This window comes from Pseudomonas sp. PSB18 (genome assembly GCF_014596565.1).
Classification (GTDB): domain Bacteria; phylum Pseudomonadota; class Gammaproteobacteria; order Pseudomonadales; family Pseudomonadaceae; genus Aquipseudomonas.
The window spans coordinates 142,115-162,472 of record NZ_NOIN01000003.1 but is presented as its reverse complement, the minus strand read 5'-3'; the positions used below and the strand labels follow the sequence as shown (position 1 = coordinate 162,472).

19 protein-coding genes are annotated in these 20,358 nt (G+C 61.3%); 9 read left to right on the top strand and 10 right to left on the bottom strand.

The features are described 5' to 3' along the window. Nucleotides 1-2: 2 nt before the first annotated feature. Complete coding sequence (locus CGA22_RS08435; RefSeq protein WP_041023594.1) at nt 3-1,121, bottom strand: TIGR00730 family Rossman fold protein; 1,119 nt, start codon at nt 1,119-1,121, stop codon at nt 3-5. Nucleotides 1,122-1,356: 235 nt separating this feature from the next. Between CGA22_RS08435 and CGA22_RS08430 the strand changes: the two genes are divergently transcribed. Then, on the top strand, nt 1,357-1,557 hold the full coding sequence (locus tag CGA22_RS08430) for a hypothetical protein (protein ID WP_024780146.1): 201 nt from the start codon (nt 1,357-1,359) through the stop codon (nt 1,555-1,557). 43 nt (nt 1,558-1,600) lie between these two features. Here the strand turns inward: CGA22_RS08430 and CGA22_RS08425 are convergent, their stop codons facing one another. After that, a complete protein-coding gene (locus CGA22_RS08425) occupies nt 1,601-2,023 on the bottom strand; it encodes a quorum-sensing-regulated virulence factor family protein (RefSeq protein WP_041023593.1) in 423 nt (140 codons plus the stop codon). A 184-nt stretch (nt 2,024-2,207) separates the two neighbouring features. Here CGA22_RS08425 and CGA22_RS08420 point away from each other — a divergent pair, with 184 nt between their 5' ends. From CGA22_RS08420 to CGA22_RS08410, 3 genes are all read left to right on the top strand, one after another. Further along, the gene (locus CGA22_RS08420; RefSeq protein ID WP_041023592.1) at nt 2,208-2,954 is read left to right on the top strand and encodes a tRNA-uridine aminocarboxypropyltransferase; all 747 of its coding nucleotides are present in this window, start codon (nt 2,208-2,210) and stop codon (nt 2,952-2,954) included. Nucleotides 2,955-3,127: 173 nt separating this feature from the next. Continuing rightward, nucleotides 3,128-3,781: a response regulator transcription factor ErdR gene (erdR, locus tag CGA22_RS08415; RefSeq protein WP_041023591.1), complete on the top strand. Its 654-nt coding sequence runs from the start codon at nt 3,128-3,130 to the stop codon at nt 3,779-3,781. Nucleotides 3,782-3,852: 71 nt separating this feature from the next. Continuing rightward, nucleotides 3,853-4,215, top strand: a complete 363-nt coding sequence (locus tag CGA22_RS08410) for a diacylglycerol kinase (protein ID WP_041023590.1) — start codon at nt 3,853-3,855, stop codon at nt 4,213-4,215. Here CGA22_RS08410 and CGA22_RS08405 read toward each other — a convergent pair whose 3' ends face one another. Next, the gene (locus tag CGA22_RS08405; RefSeq protein ID WP_041023589.1) at nt 4,216-5,142 is read right to left on the bottom strand and encodes a LysR family transcriptional regulator; all 927 of its coding nucleotides are present in this window, start codon (nt 5,140-5,142) and stop codon (nt 4,216-4,218) included. 121 nt (nt 5,143-5,263) lie between these two features. Between CGA22_RS08405 and fpr the strand changes: the two genes are divergently transcribed. Beyond that, entirely contained in the window at nt 5,264-6,043 is a 780-nt protein-coding gene (fpr, locus tag CGA22_RS08400; protein WP_003184787.1) for a ferredoxin-NADP reductase, read from the top strand. Nucleotides 6,044-6,221: 178 nt separating this feature from the next. Here fpr and tsaA read toward each other — a convergent pair whose 3' ends face one another. The 5 genes from tsaA to rimO form a co-directional block, all read right to left on the bottom strand. Beyond that, entirely contained in the window at nt 6,222-6,920 is a 699-nt protein-coding gene (gene tsaA, locus CGA22_RS08395; protein ID WP_041023588.1) for a tRNA (N6-threonylcarbamoyladenosine(37)-N6)-methyltransferase TrmO, read from the bottom strand. Between the two features lie 9 nt (nt 6,921-6,929). Continuing rightward, nucleotides 6,930-7,391 carry a DUF1456 family protein gene (locus CGA22_RS08390; RefSeq protein ID WP_041023587.1) on the bottom strand — a complete coding sequence of 154 codons (462 nt, stop codon included), beginning with the start codon at nt 7,389-7,391 and terminating at the stop codon, nt 6,930-6,932. A gap of 58 nt (nt 7,392-7,449) precedes the next feature. After that, a complete protein-coding gene (locus CGA22_RS08385; RefSeq protein WP_041023586.1) occupies nt 7,450-8,160 on the bottom strand; it encodes an rRNA pseudouridine synthase in 711 nt (236 codons plus the stop codon). A gap of 75 nt (nt 8,161-8,235) precedes the next feature. After that, nucleotides 8,236-8,709 (bottom strand): GNAT family N-acetyltransferase, encoded by a 474-nt coding sequence (locus CGA22_RS08380; protein ID WP_041023585.1) that lies wholly within the window; start codon nt 8,707-8,709, stop codon nt 8,236-8,238. A 222-nt stretch (nt 8,710-8,931) separates the two neighbouring features. After that, nucleotides 8,932-10,272, bottom strand: coding sequence for a 30S ribosomal protein S12 methylthiotransferase RimO (gene rimO, locus CGA22_RS08375; protein WP_041023584.1), 1,341 nt, complete (start codon nt 10,270-10,272; stop codon nt 8,932-8,934). Nucleotides 10,273-10,605: 333 nt separating this feature from the next. Between rimO and CGA22_RS08370 the strand changes: the two genes are divergently transcribed. From CGA22_RS08370 to CGA22_RS08355, 4 genes are all read left to right on the top strand, one after another. Further along, nucleotides 10,606-12,447, top strand: a complete 1,842-nt coding sequence (locus CGA22_RS08370) for a potassium transporter Kup (RefSeq protein ID WP_370444529.1) — start codon at nt 10,606-10,608, stop codon at nt 12,445-12,447. 217 nt (nt 12,448-12,664) lie between these two features. Next, nucleotides 12,665-13,660: an isocyanide synthase family protein gene (locus tag CGA22_RS08365; RefSeq protein WP_041023582.1), complete on the top strand. Its 996-nt coding sequence runs from the start codon at nt 12,665-12,667 to the stop codon at nt 13,658-13,660. An 11-nt stretch (nt 13,661-13,671) separates the two neighbouring features. After that, nucleotides 13,672-14,376, top strand: coding sequence for an HAD family hydrolase (locus CGA22_RS08360; RefSeq protein WP_223194717.1), 705 nt, complete (start codon nt 13,672-13,674; stop codon nt 14,374-14,376). 27 nt (nt 14,377-14,403) lie between these two features. Continuing rightward, nucleotides 14,404-16,164 carry an isocyanide synthase family protein gene (locus tag CGA22_RS08355; protein ID WP_188258543.1) on the top strand — a complete coding sequence of 587 codons (1,761 nt, stop codon included), beginning with the start codon at nt 14,404-14,406 and terminating at the stop codon, nt 16,162-16,164. Between the two features lie 113 nt (nt 16,165-16,277). On the opposite strand, the gene CGA22_RS08350 is transcribed toward CGA22_RS08355, so the two are convergent. Together CGA22_RS08350 and mprF are read right to left on the bottom strand one after the other, a co-directional pair. Next, complete coding sequence (locus CGA22_RS08350; RefSeq protein WP_041023580.1) at nt 16,278-17,567, bottom strand: virulence factor family protein; 1,290 nt, start codon at nt 17,565-17,567, stop codon at nt 16,278-16,280. After that, nucleotides 17,567-20,206, bottom strand: coding sequence for a bifunctional lysylphosphatidylglycerol flippase/synthetase MprF (gene mprF / locus CGA22_RS08345; RefSeq protein ID WP_041023579.1), 2,640 nt, complete (start codon nt 20,204-20,206; stop codon nt 17,567-17,569). The genes CGA22_RS08350 and mprF overlap by 1 nt, the downstream gene beginning before the upstream one ends. Nucleotides 20,207-20,358: the final 152 nt, after the last annotated feature.

Here is a 20,358-nt window from a genome sequence, read left to right as displayed (position 1 = left end):
ATTCAGGTTACCTTGATGGGCTCCCACGTCAGTGGGTGCACCTCGGTGGAGGGCACCGCCCAGTTTTCCGGCAGGTTGATGTAGTCCACCAGTTCTCTTAATCGCCCCTGGTTGCGGGCGTTGAAGTTGAAAGCCAGTCGCGTTAGATGGCTGAACCGGGCCTCGTCCTGTTCTTCGCCACTGTAGCCTTGTTGATAAAAACAGTCATTCAGGCACAGGTCGGCGAACTCGATCTGTATCCGGGCCATGGCCTGTTCGTTGAGCTTGTGGTTCATGCGGATCACGAACTGATGCTTGAGCCAGCGGCTGGAGTGGAAGTTGCGGTAGAACTGGTTGATTTCTTCCACGGCGTCTTCGGCGCTGTGCACCAGCCGCATCAGTTTCATGTCGGTGGGCAGGATGTAGCGATTTTCTTCCAGTTGTTCGTGGATGAAGTCCAGGGCGCTTTGCCAGAACTTGCCCCCCGGTGCGTCCAGCAACACCACCGGCACCAGGGGACTTTTCCCCGTCTGCACCAGCGTCAGGACTTCCAGGGCTTCATCGAGGGTGCCGAAGCCGCCCGGGCAGAGCACCAGTGCGTCTGCCTCCTTGACGAAGAACAGTTTGCGCGTGAAGAAAAAGTGGAACGGCAGCAGGTTCGGCGTGCCTTCGACTGTCGGGTTTGCATGCTGTTCGAAAGGCAGGGTGATGTTGAACCCCAGGCTGTGCTCCCGGCCCGCACCTTCATGAGCGGCGGCCATGATGCCGCCGCCAGCACCGGTGATGACCATCATGTCCGAACGGGCCAGCGCCGCACCCAGTTCACGAGCCAAGCTATACAGTGGATGTTCGACGGGCGTTCGGGCCGAGCCGAAGACGGTGACCTTGCGTCGGCCCTTGAACTGTTCGAGCGTGCGAAACGCATGTTCCAGCTCTCGCAGTGCCTGCAGGGTGATCTTGGCGTTCCAGCGGTTGTGGTCTTCCTGTGCCATGCGCAGCACGGTCAGGATCATGTCGCGGTAGATGGGAAGGTTCGGGCTGTCGGGCGATACCAGGTTGAGTTGCTCTTCGACCTTGCGGGTGAGGTCGTGGCCATGGTTTTCAAAATGACGACTGAGTTGGTCATTCGGTTTATAAGGCATTCAGCTACTCCTTCTTCCTTCTGAATCCTAGACCCTCGCGTTGATCTTCGCTGCCTTGATCATGGCCCTCGAAAGTGACAGTTGGCAACCAGCAGTGGTCGGGCACGCCGCTCGTCAGATTACCGACCGGGTACGTGCCGCTCTGATTTACTGATAACAGGCGTGCCATGCAATTCGATGCCCACGGCTGGGCCACGCGATGGATTGAGGTAGAGCGGGCAAGGAGGCGGGAAAGATGACCAGGGTAACTCTGGAACTCGACAGGCAGTTGTATCTGGCGCTGTTGGAAGCGGCCCAGGCCAATCGAGTCAGTCTCGAGGAGGAATGTTGCCGCCGTCTGGAAGGCCGGGCTTGGCGCTCGCGCTATCTACAGGCACTGGTGGCTGAGCTGCGCGCCGACGATGAACAGCGGCGCGACAGTGGTCTGTGTGGCTGATTCCTGAGTCGAATCAAGCGGGCAGACCACTGGCTTGGGTTGATTATTTCTTGGTCTTGGTCGGTTTCGGGCAATCCGATTCCTGGAAGCGTTCGGTAGCGACCGGGCGATTGGTCTTAACCTCGGTGAATTCGTAGCGCATCGTTGCGCCCTTGGCCATCAGTTTGCGGAACCCCGGGTTGGTGCAGACTTTGGCACCCAACTGGAAATACACAGCCTTGGGGTCAGCGCGCATTTGCTGGGCATGGCTGCTTTGCACACTGAGGTGGTTGATCAACTCGGTGCCTTCGACGGTATAGCCTTGATCAAGAATGTCTTCGTTGATTGCTCGCGGGGTGCCGACGCTGCTTTCCGCGGCGACGTTCTGCAGCATCTTGTTCAGTTCGAGTTCTTTCAGCGAGGCAGCCTGGGCGCTGAAAGACGTAGCCAGCAGAACGGCAACGGTAGGGACGATAAGGCGCAGCATGAAACTCTCCTGGTTCAGTGACGGCTATTTCGACCGGTCACGTGACTGTGCGTTCAGTGGCGGCGAATTATAGGGGAGGCTGGGTGGGACGGTACAGGTTTACGCGCTCTGATAGACTGCCGGCCTTTATTGCCTGCCGAGTGTTGTTCGTGTCGAGTTCTTTTGTCCGTCGGCGTTGCCCACGATGAATCATGCCCCTAACGCGGTCGCCCGCCTGCGCGACCAGCGTATCGATGAAGGCATCAAGCCGCTACAGGCCCGAGGCTGGCGCGCCCCCCGCTGCAGCGCCTGCCGGGTGATCGAGAGCCACTGCCTGTGCGCCTGGCGTCCGAGCGTCGAAACCCGTTCCGGGGTCTGCCTGATCATGACCAACAAGGAAGTGTTCAAGCCGAGCAACACCGGCTGGCTGATCGCCGATGTGGTGCGTGACAATCATGCCTTCATCTGGTCGCGCACCGAAGTCGACAAACAACTGCTGGCGCTGCTCGACGACCCGCAATGGCAACCCTACCTGGTATTTCCCGGCGAATACGTCGAGCCATCGCGCGTCACCCAGACGGTGGATCTCGATCGCTCCAGGCGCCCGCTGTTTATTCTGCTGGATGCCACCTGGACGGAGGCACGCAAGATCTTCCGCAAGAGTCCGTACTTCGACCGCTTGCCGATCCTCAGCCTGCAGCCCGACAAACTGTCACGCTACCGTTTGCGCCGCTCGACCCGCAGCGAGCATTTGTGCACCGCCGAAGTGGCGGCGCTGTGCCTCGAATTGGCCGGGGACAACGACGCCGCGTCGGCCCTGGACGCTTATTTCGATGTGTTCAGCCAGCATTACCTGGGCGCCAAACGGCAGCAGGAGATGGATGTGTCGACTCCGGCTCATGCCGAGCTGCAGCCCTTCATTCGTGTATCCCAAGCGGTATCGGCTCCATAGTGGCCCATACTCAGGGCTGTGATGGCCGTGCTGCTTGACCACCCCGGCTTCGCTGGGCATGCTTGGCGCCGACCAGGGTGCGGCCGAGGTTCGAAACGCTGCGCGGTGTCTTGAGTTGTTTTGGCGAGACGCGATTGCATCGGGTCTCCCATAAAAACAGGATCATTTGAAAAATGGCCACATACGAAATCCTGATCGCCGATGACCATCCGCTCTTTCGCAGCGCGTTGCATCAGGCAGTGACCCTGGGCCTTGGCCCGGCTGTCCGGCTGACGGAGGTGGCCAGTATTGCGGAGTTGGAGACTCGGTTGACCGAAAAGGCCGACTGGGATCTGGTCCTGCTGGACCTGAACATGCCTGGCGCGTACGGTTTTTCCGGGCTGGTGCTGTTGCGGGGGCAATATCCGCAGATACCGGTGGTGATGGTGTCCGCCCAGGAAGAGGCCGCGGTGATGGTCAAGGCCCGGGAGTTCGGTGCCAGTGGGTTCATACCCAAGTCGAGCTCCCTGGAGATGATTCAGCAGGCCGTGAGGAAAGTCCTGGACGGCGACGCCGCCTGGCCACCGCAGGCATTCGAAGCCGTGAGTGTGTCCGAGGAGGCCAGGGCGGCCAGCGAAGGCCTGGCCAGTCTCACGCCGCAGCAGTTCCGAGTGCTGACCATGGTCTGCGAAGGCCTGTTGAACAAGCAGATCGCTTATGAATTGAACGTATCGGAGGCCACTATCAAGGCGCACGTGACGGCGATCTTTCGTAAACTGAATGTGCGCACCCGGACCCAGGCGGCCTTGTTGCTGCAACAACTTGAGTCAATTTCACCGCAGTCATAGCGTCTTTATTCACGCTTTTTTGACTAGGGTTGAATTAGCTTTCCCACTTCTTTCAATCAGTTGCCCATCCTATGTCTCCTTTTAAAGGCCAAACCGGCCTGAAACGCATCCTGAATGCTTCCGGCTACTCCCTGGACGGCCTGCGTGCCGCCTTCACCGGTGAAGCGGCATTCCGTCAACTGGTGCTGCTCAATGTCATCCTCATTCCGTTGTCGTTCTTCCTGAACGTCAGCCGTGTCGAACAGGCGCTGCTGATCGCGGTCTGCCTGCTGGCCTTGATCGTGGAGTTGCTGAACTCGGCAGTGGAAGCGGCCATCGATCGGATTTCCCTGGAGCTGCACCCCTTGTCGAAAAACGCCAAGGACATGGGCAGTGCCGCCCAGCTTGTCGCCTTGACCATGATTGCCTTGGTGTGGGGCCTGGTGCTGCTTTGATCAGGCAATGGTTGGCAGCACGATTTCGTCGCTGCGCTGTGCCCCGGCGGTGAATGCCCGACACAGCTCGAGGAATTCGCGCATCGCCGAGGTCTGGTATTTCTGTTTGTGCCAGATGAAATAGAATTGCCGCGCCAGGTCCATGTCCGGCGTTTCCACCGGCACCAGGCTGCCGCGCCGGAATGCATCGCGCAGCGCCAGGCGTGAGATGCAGCCAATCCCCAAACCGGATTCCACGGCGCGCTTGATGGCTTCGGTGTGTTCCAGCTCCAGGCGGATGTTCAACGCGTTGCGGTGGTGGCGCATGGCTTGATCGAATGTCAGGCGGGTGCCGGAGCCCTGTTCCCGCAGAATCCAGGCTTCGTGCGTCAACTCCTCCATGGTTGCCTGGCCGCGCTTGGCCAGCGGATGCTGAGGGGCGCAGAACACCACCAGTTCGTCCTCGACCCAGCTCTGTACCTCGATGTCCGGGTGGCTGCAATCGCCCTCGATCAGACCCAGATCAATTTCATAGTGGGCGACCTGGTGCACGATATTGGCAGTGTTCTGTACATGCAGCTTCACCTGGCTTTCCGGATGGCGCTGCATGAAGCCGCCGATCAGCAGGGTCGCCAGGTAATTGCCGATGGTCAGGGTCGCGCCGACTGCCAGTGAGCCGAAGCCGGACTTGCCGTTGAGCAGGTCTTCGATCTCCTTGGCCTGGTCCAGCAGCGCCACCGCCTGGGGCAGCAGCTGTTTACCCAAGGCATTGAGGCTCAGGCGCTTGCCGGCGCGGTCGAACAACTGGCAGCTGGATTGACGTTCCAGTTCGGTAATGGAAGTGCTGGCGGCCGATTGCGACAGATTGAGCTGGCCCGCGGCACGGGAAACGCTCTCTTGCTGGGCGACGGCGACGAAGACCTGGAGTTGACGTAGAGTAAATCGCATATCGATATAACCGATAACCCTTATCTTAATAATTCAGTTAACAGATATTGTCGCTGCCATTAGAATGCGATGCAAATGCGCATATAACGACGCAGGCATCATTCCCAGGAGTCCCACGTACATGAGCAACATGAACCACGAGCGTGTCCTCAGTGTTCATCACTGGAACGACACTCTGTTCAGCTTCAAGTGCACCCGCGATCCGGGCCTGCGCTTCGAGAACGGTCAGTTCGTGATGATCGGCCTGCAACAGCCCAATGGCCGCCCGCTCATGCGTGCTTACTCGATTGCCAGCCCGAACTGGGAAGAGCATCTCGAGTTCTTCAGCATCAAGGTGCCTGATGGCCCGCTGACTTCCCAATTGCAGCATCTGAAGGAAGGCGACGAGATCATCATCAGCAAGAAACCCACCGGCACCTTGGTGCTGGACGACCTCAAGCCGGGCAAGCATCTGTACCTGCTCAGCACCGGCACAGGTCTGGCGCCATTCATGAGTGTCATCCAGGATCCGGAAACCTACGAGCGTTTCGAAAAAGTGATCCTGTGCCACGGCGTACGCTACGTCAATGAAGTCGCCTACCGCGAGTTCATCACCGAACATCTGCCGCAGAACGAGTTCTTCGGCGAAGCACTGCGTGACAAGCTGATCTACTACCCGACCGTGACCCGCGAGCCGTTCGAGAACGAAGGGCGCCTGACCGACCTGATGCGCAGCGGCAAGCTGTTCCGCGACATCGGCCTGCCGCCGATCAACCCGCAGGACGACCGCGCCATGCTGTGCGGCAGCCCGAGCATGCTGGATGAAACCAGCGAAGTGCTCAACAGCTTCGGTCTGACCGTTTCCCCGCGTATGCGCGAGCCGGGTGACTACCTGATCGAGCGGGCGTTCGTAGAGAAGTAAGCGGATCGTGCCCACGCTCTGCGTGGGAACGCAGCCAAGGACGCTCCGCGTCCCAAAGAGCCGAACGCAGAGCGTCCGTTGCGGCATGCCCACGCAGAGCGTGGGCACGATCCCAAGGCCCCATAAAGAAGCCCGCGTTGCCTGATGAAGGCAACGCGGGCTTTTTCGTTTCCGGCAGTCATGGCCGGGCGGGAACGACTTCCAGCACCCGGATCAACCCCGGTTGCGGGTAATGCCAACGAACATCCAGGTCCCAGAACTGCGCACCATATTCCCGTTCTGCTGTGGGAGTCTGGTATGCCGGACGTGGGTCTTGCGCCAGGCACTGCTCGACCAGCTCCACCAAGGGCTCTTCCAGGCGCATGGCGTGGTCTCGCGCCTGAAGCAGCGCCGAGTCCATCCACTGCACTGGAATCAACCCGGGCGCCGCACTGGCGATGTCGTTGGTCGCCGAGCCGATGATATCGGCATAGGGCACGTAGGGCTTGATGTCCAACACCGGCGTGCCGTCCAGCAGGTCGATGCCCGAGAGCCACAGCCGGCCGGCTTCGACCCGTTCCAGCTTGACCACGGACTGGCCTATGCCATTGGGGCGATGGGTGGCGCGAGTGGCAAACACCCCCATGGACTTGTTGCCGCCCAGGCGCGGCGGGCGCACCTTCAAGCGCGGCTTGTCTTCCAGGGCCTGGTGAAAGAGGAACAACAGCCAGACGTGACTGACTTGCTCCAGGCCCTGCACCGCGTCACCCTGGTCGAATGGCGCCACCAGTTCCAGCACGCCCCGTGCGGCCGGGGCCAGCTGCGGTTGGCGGGGGATGGCGAACTTCTCCTTGAAGCAGGAGCGGACGAAGCCGATGGGGGACACTGTGTAGGTCATGGGTCGGAGTCAGCCGCGAACGCGCAGCGTCAGCCCCTTGAGGAAGTTGCGCAGCAACTGGTCGCCACAAGGGCGGTAGTTGGTGTGGCCGAACTTGCGGAACAGGGCGCTCAGTTCCGGTTTGGACACCGGGAACTCGGCGGCCTTGAGGATCGCATGCAGATCGTCCTCTTTCAGCTCGAAGGCCACCCTCAGCTTCTTGAGGATGATGTTGTTGGTCACCGGCACTTCGATGGGCTGTGGCGGGCGACTTTCGTCCTTGCCACGCTTGAAGATCACCAGGCCATCGAGAAAGTGCGCCATGACTTCGTCAGGGCAGAACACAAAGCCTTCCTCTTCGTCTTTCTTGAGATAGCCCACCAGGTCCGCGAGGGACACTTCCAGGCCGCCCAGCTTGATGATCTCGATGACTTTCTTGTCGCTGATGTCGAGCATGTAGCGCACGCTGCGCAGTACGTCGTTGTGAATCATGTGTGCAATCCTGATCGATCGGCAATGGGCGCCCCAGCCAGCTGTGGCGCCGAAAAAATTAGAACTTCTCTTTGGCGGACAGGTAGCGCCACTGGCCCGGCGGAACCTTGCCAATGGACACGCCACCGATGCGGATACGGCGAATGGCGACTACCTTGAGGCCGACGGCCTGGCAGAGCAGGGCGAGGATACCCGGTTGCGGGTTTTTCATGGCGAAGCGCAGGCGGTTCTCGTTCTGCCAACTGGCCTTGACCGCTGGCAGTTCCTTGCCCTTGTAGGTCAGGCCATGGTTCAGGCGATTCAGGCCATGGGCGACCATCTCGCCTTCGACTTCCACCACATATTCCTGCTCGATCTTGGCGGCGTCGGCGGTGAGCTTGCGCAGGATTTTCCAGTCCTGGGTGAACACCAGCAGGCCGCTGGCGTTGGCCTGCAAGTCGGCGCTGGCGGTCAGGCGCAGGAAATGCCCCTTGAGCGGGCGTTTGCCGAAACGATGTTCTTCGCTCAGCGTCTCCGGTTTGAGGGTAGCCATCGCCGTATCGGTATCCATGCCGGCCGGGACGTTCATCAGGATCGTCACCGGCTCCGGCGCGGTGGTCTTGGCCTCAGGGTCGAGCTCGACGCGCTGGGCACCGACCTTGAATTGCGGCTCGTCGACGACCTCACCGTCCACGGTGACCCAGCCACCTTCGATGAACAACTCAGCCTCCCGACGGGAACAGCCGACAAGTTCGATGAGGCGTTTGGAGAGGCGAATCGGGTCAGTCATGACAGGGCCGTTACAAAAAGAGGGTGGACATTGTACCTGCCTGGCGCCGGTTAATCGCGTGTCCATTTGTCTCGTCTAGACGCGTCGGGCCTTCAGGTCGGGCTGCCTGTAGCGCATATGCAGCAACGGGTAGGGCTGGTTCATGCCGTCCCGCGCCGAACGGCCGACCACTTCGAAGCCTTGCTTGAGATAGAAGCCCAGGGCTTGCGGGTTCTGTTCGTTGACGTCCAGTTGGTCGGCATTCAAGTGCTCCATGGCATAGCGCAGCAATTGCTTGCCCAGGCCCTGGCCGCGATGTTGCGGGTCGATGAACAGCATCTCGACCTTGCCGGCCGCGACACCGGCGAAACCGGTGATGCGCTGGCGGGTGTCCCGGGTGCAGATCAACATCACGGCATCCAGGTAGCGGGTGAGCACCAGGTTCTTCAGCAGCTCGATGTAGCTGTCCGGCAGAAAATCATGGGTAGCGCGTACCGATGCCTCCCAGACCTGGGTCAGTTCCTGGTAATCGCTGGGTTTCGGTGTGTGGATGACCGAATGTTGACGCATGCCCGCCTGTTCCTTGTGCTGGATGTCCTGGGTTTATCCATACGATAGCCGTAAAAAAGCCCCGCATCTTGTTGCTAGGGCGGGGCTTGTCAATTTTTTGCCTGAATATGAGAAGCCTGTGGGAGCCGAGCTTGCTCGCGATAGCGTCGGATCAGTTGGCCTCTCATTCGGCTGACCCACCGCTATCGCGAGCAGGCTCGCTCCCACAGGGGGGATGGCAGATCAACCGATCTGTTCAGCCCACAAGTCATACTCGTCGGCATCGGTCACCTTGCACCAGACCTTGTCGCCTGGCTTGAGGTTGCTGCCGTTGTCGATGAAGACGTTGCCATCGATCTCCGGGGCATCGAAGAAGCAGCGGCCGACGGCGCCTTGCTCGTCCACTTCATCCACCAGTACTTCGATTTCACGGCCGATGCGCATTTGCAGGCGCGCCGAGCTGATGGCCTGCTGGTGCGCCATGAAGCGCTCCCAGCGGTCCTGCTTGACGTCGTCCGGTACCACGTCCAGATCCAGGTCGTTGGCCGGTGCGCCGTCGACCGGCGAATACTGGAAGCAGCCGACGCGGTCGAGCTGGGCTTCGGTCAGCCAGTCCAGCAGGTACTGGAAATCTTCTTCGGTTTCGCCGGGGAAACCGACGATGAAGGTCGAGCGGATGATCAGGTCCGGGCAGATTTCGCGCCAGTTCTTGATGCGCGCCAGGGTCTTGTCTTCGAACGCCGGGCGTTTCATGGCCTTGAGGACTTTCGGGCTGGCGTGCTGGAACGGGATGTCCAGGTAGGGCAGGATCTTGCCGGCGGCCATCAGCGGAATCAGTTCATCGACATGCGGATACGGGTAGACGTAATGCAGGCGGACCCAGACGCCCAGGGTACTGAGGGCTTCGCACAGTTCGGTCATGCGGGTCTTCACCGGCGCGCCGTTCCAGAAGCCGGTGCGGTATTTCACGTCGACGCCGTAGGCGCTGGTGTCCTGGGAGATCACCAGCAGTTCCTTGACACCGGCCTTGACCAGGCGCTGGGCCTCGTCGAGCACATCGCCCACTGGGCGACTCACCAGCTTGCCGCGCATCGACGGGATGATGCAGAAGCTGCAGCTGTGATTGCAGCCTTCGGAAATCTTCAGGTAGGCATAGTGGCGCGGGGTCAGCTTGATACCTTGTGGTGGCACCAGGTCGATCAGCGGGTTGTGGTCCTGCTTCGGTGGCACCACGTCGTGCACCGCGTTGACCACCTGCTCGTACTGCTGCGGACCGGTCACGGCCAGCACGCTTGGGTGCACGTCGCGGATGTTGCCTTCTTCCACGCCCATGCAGCCGGTGACGATGACCTTGCCGTTTTCCTTGATGGCTTCGCCGATGACTTCCAGGGACTCGGCCTTGGCCGAATCGATGAAGCCACAGGTATTGACCACTACCACGTCGGCGTCCTGGTACGTGGACACGACGTCATAGCCTTCCATGCGCAGCTGGGTCAGGATGCGCTCGGAGTCGACCAGAGCCTTCGGGCAACCCAGGGATACGAAGCCGACCTTGGGATTGGCTGGCGTAGTAGTGGTGGACATGTCTAACCTCGGTGTAGGGGGATCGTCTCTTGCCGAGACAGGGCGCCTGACGCGCCTCTGATCAAAAAGTGCGCAATTCTAGCGGTGGACGAGGCAGTTGACCAGCTTTATACCGGGAAAAACGACGAGTGCTGCGCTATGCTTCGCGCCTTTGTGCTTTACCGGTTTTTATAGTCAATAAAACACCTGTTACGAGATGTAAAACGGTGCATGCTGCATCATCAAGCATAGTGCTTCGTTCAAGCAGACAGGTCTGGGAATTGGGAGTGTTGGATGGGTCATGCAAGTAGTCAGGTGGCGGGTGCCGAGCATTCGGCAGCGAAGCCGCTGAGCATGCTGGTCGCGGCGGTCGGAGTGGTTTACGGCGACATCGGCACAAGCCCCTTGTACACCCTCAAAGAAGTGTTTTCCGGCGGCTATGGCGTACCCGTCAACCATGACGGGGTGCTGGGCATCCTGTCGTTGATCTTCTGGTCGCTGATCTGGGTCGTGTCGATCAAGTACATGATGTTCGTCCTGCGGGCCGACAACCAGGGCGAGGGCGGGATCATGGCGCTCACCGCACTGGCGCGGCGGGCCGCGGCGGGGCGGGCACGGTTGCGGACGTTCCTGGTGATCTGCGGCTTGATCGGCGCGGCGTTGTTCTACGGCGATAGCATGATCACCCCGGCGATCTCGGTACTGTCGGCGATCGAAGGCCTTGGCCTGGCGTTCGAGGGCATCGACCATTGGGTGGTGCCGCTGTCGCTGGTGGTGCTGGTGGGGCTCTTCATCATCCAGCGCCACGGCACGGCACGGATCGGCATCCTCTTTGGCCCGATCATGGTGACCTGGTTCCTGGTGCTCGGCGCCCTCGGTGTCTATGGCATCAGCCAGCACCCGGAAGTACTGCAAGCGGTGAACCCGGTCTGGGCCGTGCGTTTCTTCCTCGTGCATCCCGGCATGGGCGTGGCGATTCTCGGCGCCGTGGTGTTGGCGCTGACCGGCGCCGAAGCGCTGTACGCCGACATGGGCCACTTCGGCCGTAAACCCATTGCCCGTGCCTGGTTCATCCTGGTGCTGCCGGCGCTGGTGCTCAATTACTTCGGCCAGGGTGCGTTGCTGCTGGGCGACCCGGAAGCGGCGCGTAACCCGTTCTATCTGCTGGCGCCAAGCTGGGCATTGATTCCGCTGGTGGGTCTGTCGACCCTGGCCACGGTGATCGCTTCGCAAGCGGTGATTTCCGGCGCGTTTTCCCTGACCCGCCAGGCGATCCAACTGGGTTATATCCCGCGCATGTACATCCAGCACACCTCCAGCGCCGAACAGGGCCAGATCTACATCGGCGCGGTGAACTGGTCGCTGATGGTCGGCGTGGTGCTGCTGGTGCTGGGCTTCGAGTCCTCCGGTGCGCTGGCTTCGGCCTACGGCGTGGCGGTGACTGGGACCATGCTGATGACCACTATTCTGGTGTCGGCCGTGATGCTGCTGTTGTGGAAATGGCCGCCACTGCTGGCGGTGCCGGTGCTGCTTGGTTTCCTCCTGGTGGACGGCCTGTATTTTGCCGCCAACGTGCCGAAGATCATTCAGGGCGGCGCATTCCCGGTCATCGCCGGTATTGCCCTGTTCGTGTTGATGACCACCTGGAAGCGCGGCAAGCAGCTGTTGGTGGAGCGCCTGGACGAAGGCGCGCTGCCGCTGCCGATCTTCATCAGCAGCATTCGTGTGCAGCCGCCCCATCGCGTGCAGGGCACTGCCGTGTTCCTGACCGCGCGCTCCGACGCCGTGCCTCACGCGCTGTTGCACAATCTGCTGCACAATCAGGTACTGCACGAACAAGTCGTCCTGTTGACGGTGGTGTACGAAGACATCCCACGGGTTCCGCCCCAGCGCCGCTTCGAGGTCGACTCCTATGGCGAAGGCTTCTTCCGGGTCATCCTGCATTTTGGTTTCACCGACGAGCCGGACGTGCCCCAGGCACTCAAGCTCTGTCATCTGGATGATCTGGACTTCAGCCCGATGCGCACGACGTACTTCCTCAGCCGCGAGACGGTCATTGCTTCCAAGCTCGAGGGCATGGCCCGCTGGCGCGAGTTGCTGTTTGCCTTCCTGCTGAAAAATGCCAACGGCAACCTGCGCTTCTTCAATCTGCCGGTGAACCGGGTGATTGAATTGGGGACGCAGGTCGAGATGTAGCGTCGGAACGGTCAATCAAAAGCCCCCGTTGCCTTGCGGCAGCGGGGGCTTTTTTACGGCATCTGTCCCGGTATTCCGTGACAGCATTTTCTTGTGGCGCTTCGGAAAGTTTGACAAGTGCTTGCTTTCTGTAGGATTTTTACCCGCCCGCAGATCAGGGAGTATCTGCCGGTGGCCAAGGATTTGGCTACCGTCACTATCAAACAAGGGATTGTCTATGCAGGGTTCAACTACCGTTGCTCAACAGGTGGGCGGTCAGCGCGTGCACGAGCATCAGCCCGTCTCGCCTCAGAACATTGCCCACCAGATTCTCGAATGCCTGTTTCGCCGTCGCAGCCTCGCCCCCGGGGAAAGCGACGAACTTTCCTTGCAGGTGCTGGAACCCCATCTGACGAAAGTCATGCGGGCGGTCGAGAGCGGTCGCAAAGTTGAAATGGTCTTGCCGGCCTTTCCCGGAAAATCCCCCAGCCGCAAGAAGACCCTGAGTCACTTGCCTGACCTGGCTGAATACCATGCCATCGACGAGCTCCATCGCCTGTGTGCGGAAATCCAGGCGATCTACGCGCCGGGCGCGCTGATCCACATCTGCTCCGATGGTTATGTGTTTGCCGATCTGGTGCGTGTTCCCGATGCGGACGTCAAGGCGTACACCGACTCGATCCAGGCCTACGCCGATCAGCACTACGGCGGCATGTTCGCCCATTTCGACCTCAGAAATGCCTACCCTCAGCTCGACTGCCTGGACGCCATGCGCGAAGAAATGATGATCGAGCACGGTCAGTCATTGATCCTGTTGCAACAGCGCTTCAAGGATGACCCGCACATGATGTTGATGTACTGCGGCATCCATCGCTTCCTCTCCGAGGACTATTCGGGGCTTGAGGCGTTCGCTGGCATGAGCCTCAACGCGGTGAAGAAGATCGCCAAGCCGGCCTCGCAGCGGGTGATCCAGCGCAGCGAGGCCTGGAGCGCGTTGCTGCAGGCGCGCTATCCGGATTGCCTGCGTCTGTCGATCCACCCGCAACTGGCCGTGTCGACGAAAATCGGCATCCGCCTCGTCCCGACCAGTGACCTGTGGCGTACACCCTGGCACTCGGTGGCAATCAAGCGACGGGGCGTGGTCACCCTCGAAAAACGCAGCAATGTTGACGAGCGTTTCCATCGACTGGTCTTTCGCAAGGGGCGTCCTTGTCACTACGCCAGTGCCCAATGAAGACGCCTCGGTTGCGAATCGATGCCGTGCTCTTCGATCTGGACGGTACCCTGGTGGACACCTTGCCGGACATCACCTGGAGCCTGAATCAGGTGTTGCTGGAACACCGGTGTCCGGTGCTGACCGAGGATGCGGTGCGGGGCTATATCGGCGGCGGCACCACGGCGATGATCGAGGCGGTGGCCGCGCAGTTTGGCATCGCCGATGCAGCCATGCTGCATCAACGTTATGTAGCGATGTACCAAGATCATCTGGTGCAGTTTTCCAAACCCTTCAAAGGTGTGTTGGCAGTGCTCGAAGGCTGCCGAGCGCTACAACTGCCGCTGGCGATCGTGACCAACAAAGCCGAAGCCATGGCCTGCCGGGTCGCTGATGCGCTGCTCCCCCGCACGGCCTTCAAGGCGGTCCTGGGGCACCGCGCCGGCCGGTCGCTCAAACCCCAGCCGGAGGTGGCGTGGGAAGCCGCCCGGCGGTTGTCGGTCGAGCCCCGCCACTGCCTGTTCGTCGGTGATACCGAGATCGACCTGCAGACCGCCCGCGCTGCGGGCATGCCCTCGGCAATGGTCGCCTGGGGTTATGGCCCGTGGTGCGCCTGGGAGGCCCAGGTCCCGGACTTCTACTGTGAGCAGCCGGCCGGGCTGTTACACATCCTTCAGCAACACCGTGGCGCCGCGCAGGCATTCACCGAGCATGGCGATACCGTCAAATCCTGTTGATACACCCACTCTCAAGGAAGCTGTTCCATGGAACATAGAGATGCCTGGATCACGGCCGTCAGCGATTTGCTGTCCGGCTATCTGTTCAAGGGTACGGATGATCGTTTCGAAACACAGGGCCGGGAGCATTTGGCATACCGCCTGGGGCAATGCTTCGATCAGCGCCGTCCGGTGCGCTTGATTCTGCCGGGTTTTCCCTGCAAATCGCCCAATGCCATCGACCAGACCTTCGGCGTGCTGCCGGACTATGGCGAGTTCATGGCCATCGAGCGTCTCGATCAGATGGGCCAGGCGATTGCCGCGTTACATGAGCCTGGGTGCGTGGTATCGATCCTCAGCGATGGAACGACGTTCAATGACATCGTCGGGGTGACCGACGATGTTCGTGCGGCCTATAACCGGGCGCTGCGTGAGCTGTGTACGACCCACACGATCGAGTGGGTCAGCATGGAGGATTTGTTCCCGCAGGCCCAGAGTGCCGAGGCGGTACGTGCCAGCCTGGTCAAGCAGGCCCGGTTGCCCTGGAAAAACCTGGGGGATCTGATCGAGCAGAGCCGGCATGATGAAGCCCTCGGCCGGACCCATGACAATCTCTGCAGTCATCTCTACAACGACCTGCGCCTGTGCCGCGAGGACGGGCAGAGCGAGGACGAGTACCTGCAGCAGATCAACTACAAGGCCTACCAGATGATGCTGCGCGGGCAGGCCTTGAACGCGGCAGTGGATCGCTTCTTCCCCGATGACATTCGACTGTCGGTCCATCAGTACAGCAATGCCGGGCCCAAGTTTACCGTCGGGCTGGCCGAAGGGCTGAGTCGCGTCGACAGTCCCTGGCACGCCGTGCCTGTGTGCAACCTCGATGGGAGCCAGGGCCTGCGCGCGCGGGCCCAGGTCGACCTTGACCAGCATGTGCTGGTCACTTGGCAGGGGCAACCGTGGCTTTATCACCAGACAGAGGGGCCCCAGGCACAAGGCTTCGAGTACGAGCTGCAAAAGCTCCCGCTCTTTGGCCTGGTGGTGCGGGATCCGCTGGGGTTGGGTTTCGAGCGACTGTCCACGGGACTGCTGGAAGCACTGGTGGAAACCTTCGGCTTTGTTTGCCTCAAGGGCTGTCATTTCGATGACCAGGACAGTTTCGCCCGTAGTTGCGAACGCTTTGGCACGGTGTACGAATGGGCCTTCGGCGCGGTGCACGTGGTCAAGCCGGCGGACAAGCCGCAAGGCGTGGTGCATTCGCTGGAAAAAACGCCTCTGCACTGGGACTTGAACATGCTGCCCGACAGCGATGCCCAGGTGCAGCGCAACCCGAAATTCTGCGCCAGCAAGTTCATGTTGTATTGCAAGACGGCGCCGCTACCGGGCGAAGGCCAGACCACCGTCGTCGACAGCCGGAACGTGTTGCGCAAGGTCGGCTTGCAGGTCGCTCGGCAATGGCAGGCGGTGAACATCACCTACTACACCAAGATGACCTACTTCGGCGGTTCGCCGCGCATGTACAGCCTGGTGGATCGTCACCCCCGCAGCGGCGAACTCATCCTGCGTTACCAGGAAGGTACCGATTCGACACTGCAGACCCTCAGCCAGTCCGTGCAGGATCATGACGAGGCGGCTCAACAGGCGTTGCTGGAGCAGGTCAACAGCCTGGTCTACGACCCGGAGTGCCTGATCGCCCATCCATGGAGCGAAGGTGATCTGGTGTTGGTCGACAACTACCGAACACTGCATGGGCGGCTGCCGATGTCGGCGGGGTCCGCTTCGCGGGAGCTGTGGCGAGTGCAGGTCTACTAAGACTCATCCCCTCAGTGGGGGTGAGCTTGCTCGCGAAGACGCCGGCACCGCCACAACAAAAAGCCCCTGCACGCTGCAAAGCGGCAGGGGCTTCTTGTTAAGCCGGCATCGGATTACTGATCGGCAGGCTTGGGCTGGCGCTTGTTGATCTCATCGATCAGGCGCTTGGCGAGGGCCGGGTAGTTTTCGTCGAAGTGGTGGCCGCCCGGCAACTTGATGGCTTCACCCACGGCAGTCTTGTCGGTGCAGCCGCTTTCGTCGGCTTCTTCACCGCCGTAGATACACACCACTTTCTCGGCCGGCAACTTGGCCATTTCCGGGCCGGTGGCGGCTTCGGTGCCGGCGTTGCCAAGCCAACCTTCGACTTCGATCTCGAAGCTGCCGGTGCGGGCGAAGGCCAGCAGGATGATTGCGTCGATCCGCTGCTGTTCGGTGGCCGGCAAGCGGTTGTAGATCGCCGGCAACACATCGGCGCCAAAGGAATAGCCGGTCAGGATGAAGCGCTTGGTGCCCCAGACCTGGCGGTAGTGTTGCATCAGTTCGGCAAGGTCCACCGCGCTCTGCTCCGGACTCTTGTGCTGCCAGTAGTAGCGCAGGGTGTCGATGCCAACCACCGGGTAGCCGATCTTGGCCATTTCATCGGCTACGTCGCGGTCCAGGTCACGCCAGCCGCCGTCGCCGGAGAGGAACAGGGTCACGGTATCCCGGGCCTGGCTCGCCGGCACCTCGACCACCGGAATGGCCAGGCCACCCTTGGCCTTGTCGGTGCCTACGAGGATCTTGCGCAATTCGTTGTTCAGCACTTGCGGCAGGTTGATGTCGTAGTCGCTGATGCTGGTTTCGGCATTCTTCTGATCCCGCACGAAAGCGGCGCTGGTGTCGTCGGGGTTGTCGTTCCAGGCGACCAGCCAGTGGCCGTGGGCCGCGGTTTTGGGCAGCAGGTGCGTGCAGCCGGGTTTCTCCAGGGCCAGGTCCACCGAAATGGCCTTGGCCTTGTCATCCTTCTGCTCGGCCAGCCAACGCCAGGCGAGCACGGCGCCCGGACCGATGCCGCTGACCAGCGTCGCCGGTCCTTGCAGCTCTCTCAGGCCTGCCTGCAAGGCACGACCCTGCAGCATGCAGTCCTTGGGCAGGATCACCTGGACGATTTGCGCCGAGCCGGCGCGGCTGAGGGTCGTCAATTGGGTGTCACTGAGCTTCTGGTCCTCATTGACCGCCACCAGCACCTGGGCGCGAGGCTTGGTGCCAGGGATGACACGGGTCATCGGCGCGCCGTCGGCGGGTGTCAGTTGTTCAAGGGTAGGTTGCGGGGCCGGGCGGTTCCAATACCAATAACCGCCACCGAGAATCACCGCCAGCACCAGCAGGGCGGCCACTACGTATCGCCAGGAGCGTTGCATCATCAGCGTTTCACCAGTCCAGTCAGGCCGCCTGCAATCAAGGCGGCAGTATCGGCCAGCGCCACCAGCGGATCGAGTCCGGCGGGCACGGCCATGTAACGAGGTTCCCAGTCAGGCTGGAATTTGTCTTTGAAGCGGCGCAGCCCCTGGAAGTTGTAGAGCTGCTCGCCACGGCGAAATACCATCGAACCCAGGCGCTGGGTCAATGGCGCCCCGCGACGCGGTTGCAGGCCCGACAGCGGAACCATGCCGAGGCTGAAGCGGGCGTAATCATGGTTCTTATAATGCTGGATCAAGCCGACCATCATGAACTCCATGGTCAGCTTGGGCGCTTCGGGGTGGGCGCGCATCAGGTCCAGGCTGGCCAGCTCATGGCTATGGGTTTCCAGCAGGTTGGCGAACGCCACGGGACGGCCTTCGAAGCGAATCACGGCGATGCGGAAGTGCTTGAGGTAGTCATCGCTGAAGCGGCCCAGGGAAAAGCCTTTCTCGCGTACGTTCTTGCCGGTCAGCCAGGCATCGGAGATGACCTTGAGCTCATCCATTGGCGCATGCCCTGGTTCATGGATCTCCAGCGACAGCCCGTCCCGGGTGCCGCGGTTCCAAGTGTAGCGCAGGTCCTTCATCTCCTTGCCCTTGGCCTCGAGGTCGAAACGCTTGAGATCGACCCGGGCTTCTTCGCCCAGCTTGATCGCCGTCAGGCCGATATCCATGTAGTACGGCAGGTTCTCGGCGCGCACCTGATAGAACACCGGGCGGGCGTGGTGGATGTCGCACAGGTCGCGGAACTGCCAGATCATCTCGGCCCGTTGCTGGGTCGGTCCGATCGGGTCATACAGGGCCACCAGGCTGCGACCACGGCGCGCGTACATCAGGAACGCTTCGTCGTTGGGGTGGAACAGCAACGCCTTGTCACCGGTCAGGGCCAGGCCGCCGTCAGGCTGCGAAGACGCCATGAGGATCGTCCTGGCCCGCTCCAGTTCTTCTGTCGTGGGCAGATGGATCACTGGTCGCGCGGTGCGCAGCAGCCAGGTCAGGGACACCACCACCAGCAGCACGGCGGCCCCCAGCAGCGAGCGCAGGCCACGGGGAGCGTCGGCATCGAGGGTGAACTGCCACCACAGTTGATGGCTGTAGGGCACGTCCTGGTAGGCAAACAGCAGCAGCCAGATCGACGCGCCGAGCACGCAGAGGCTGGCGATCAGAAACAGCGGGGAAAAAGGCAGTTCGGTCAGGCGACTCGGACGGTAGAAGGAACGCCGGAAGACCGCCAGCAGGGCGGCCGTCGAGGTCAGCAGCGTGGCTTCCTCCCAGTCGAAACCCTTGAGCAGGGAGAGCAGGGCGCCTACCAACAGTAAAACGGTGGTCAGCATCCAGGCGGCCGACAGGCGACGGCGCAGGCCCTGGGCGAGCAAGAGGCACAACACGCCCACCAGGCTGGCGCCGAAGTGCGAAGCGTCCACCAGTCGATGGGGAATCAGGAAACCGATGTGCTCCAGGCGTGTATCGATCTCGGGGGTCACGCCGGAAAACAGCAGCACCACGCCGGACAGGAACACCAGTACCGCCAGGATCGGCGCCGCGAAGCCTGACGCCGCCCGCAGGGTCTGGCGCGTCTGGAACAGTCGCTGGGCCTCATTGATCAACAGCAGCACGCAGGCGACCAGCATCGGCAACAGCACGTAGATCAGGCGATACAGCAGCAGGGCGGCGGCCAGCGGCGCGGCGCCCAGTTTGTCGGCAAAAGCCGCCAGCAGGATCGCTTCGAACACCCCGACGCCACCAGGGACATGGCTGAGCACACCAGCGGCCAGCGCCAACAGGTAGACCAGCAGGAACGCGCCGAATGGCGGAGCCTCGGGCAGCAACAGATACAGCACCGTGGCGGCGGCCGCGACATCCAGCGCCGTGATGACCAGTTGCAGGAAGGTCAGGCGTCGGCCCGGCAGGCGCAGGGTGCGACGCCCGGCCTTGACCAGCAGGCTGTCCCGATGAGGTTGCTCCGGCAGGCGTCGGCGATAGATGCCGATGGCCAGTACCCCCATGAGCAGCAGCACCGCCAGGGAAACAGCCGCCAGTAAGGTCACGGGCAGGTGCAGCGCGGCGGATGCGGCAGGCAGGTCGCTGAGGGTGGCCAGGGCGGCCAGTGGCGGCAGCGCGCAGCCCAGGGACAGGCTGGCGAACAAGGTCATGTGGGCAACGTCCGAAGCCCCGAGGCCATGACGAGCATACAGGCGATAGCGAACCGAACCGCCTGACAGCAGCGACAGCCCGATGGCATTGCCGATGGCAAACGCGGTGAACCCGCCCAGGACCAGGGTCTGCGGCGGCAGTGTCACGCCGGCATAGCGGCTCGCCGACCATTCGTAGCCCAGCAGAATGATGAAACCTGCGACCGTGGCGGCGACCGCACCGAGCAGGGCCGGTCGGGGCACGTCGAGAATCGAGTCGTGCAGCGCGTAAAGATCGAGTTCACTCAGAAGATGGCGACAGGCAATCAGCGCAATCGCAAACAGCAACAGCGTGACGGCGAGGCCAATGGGCTGGCGGTACTGGCTGATTCGATCCAGCCAGCGCAGTCGTTCGGCCTTGATCGGTTGTGTCGCGGTAACAGTGTCTTGCGGGTCAGAATTTGCGCGCATCAATCACCTCTTGAGCTATGCGCGACAGGATGGGGGTATCCAGCCAAGTTACCAATCCCTTCGGCAGAAAATAATTACAAAACTTTTGTAATGAGGCCGATTGTAGACAAGCCCAAAAATAACACGCACAAAAAAGGCCACCCTTTCGAGTA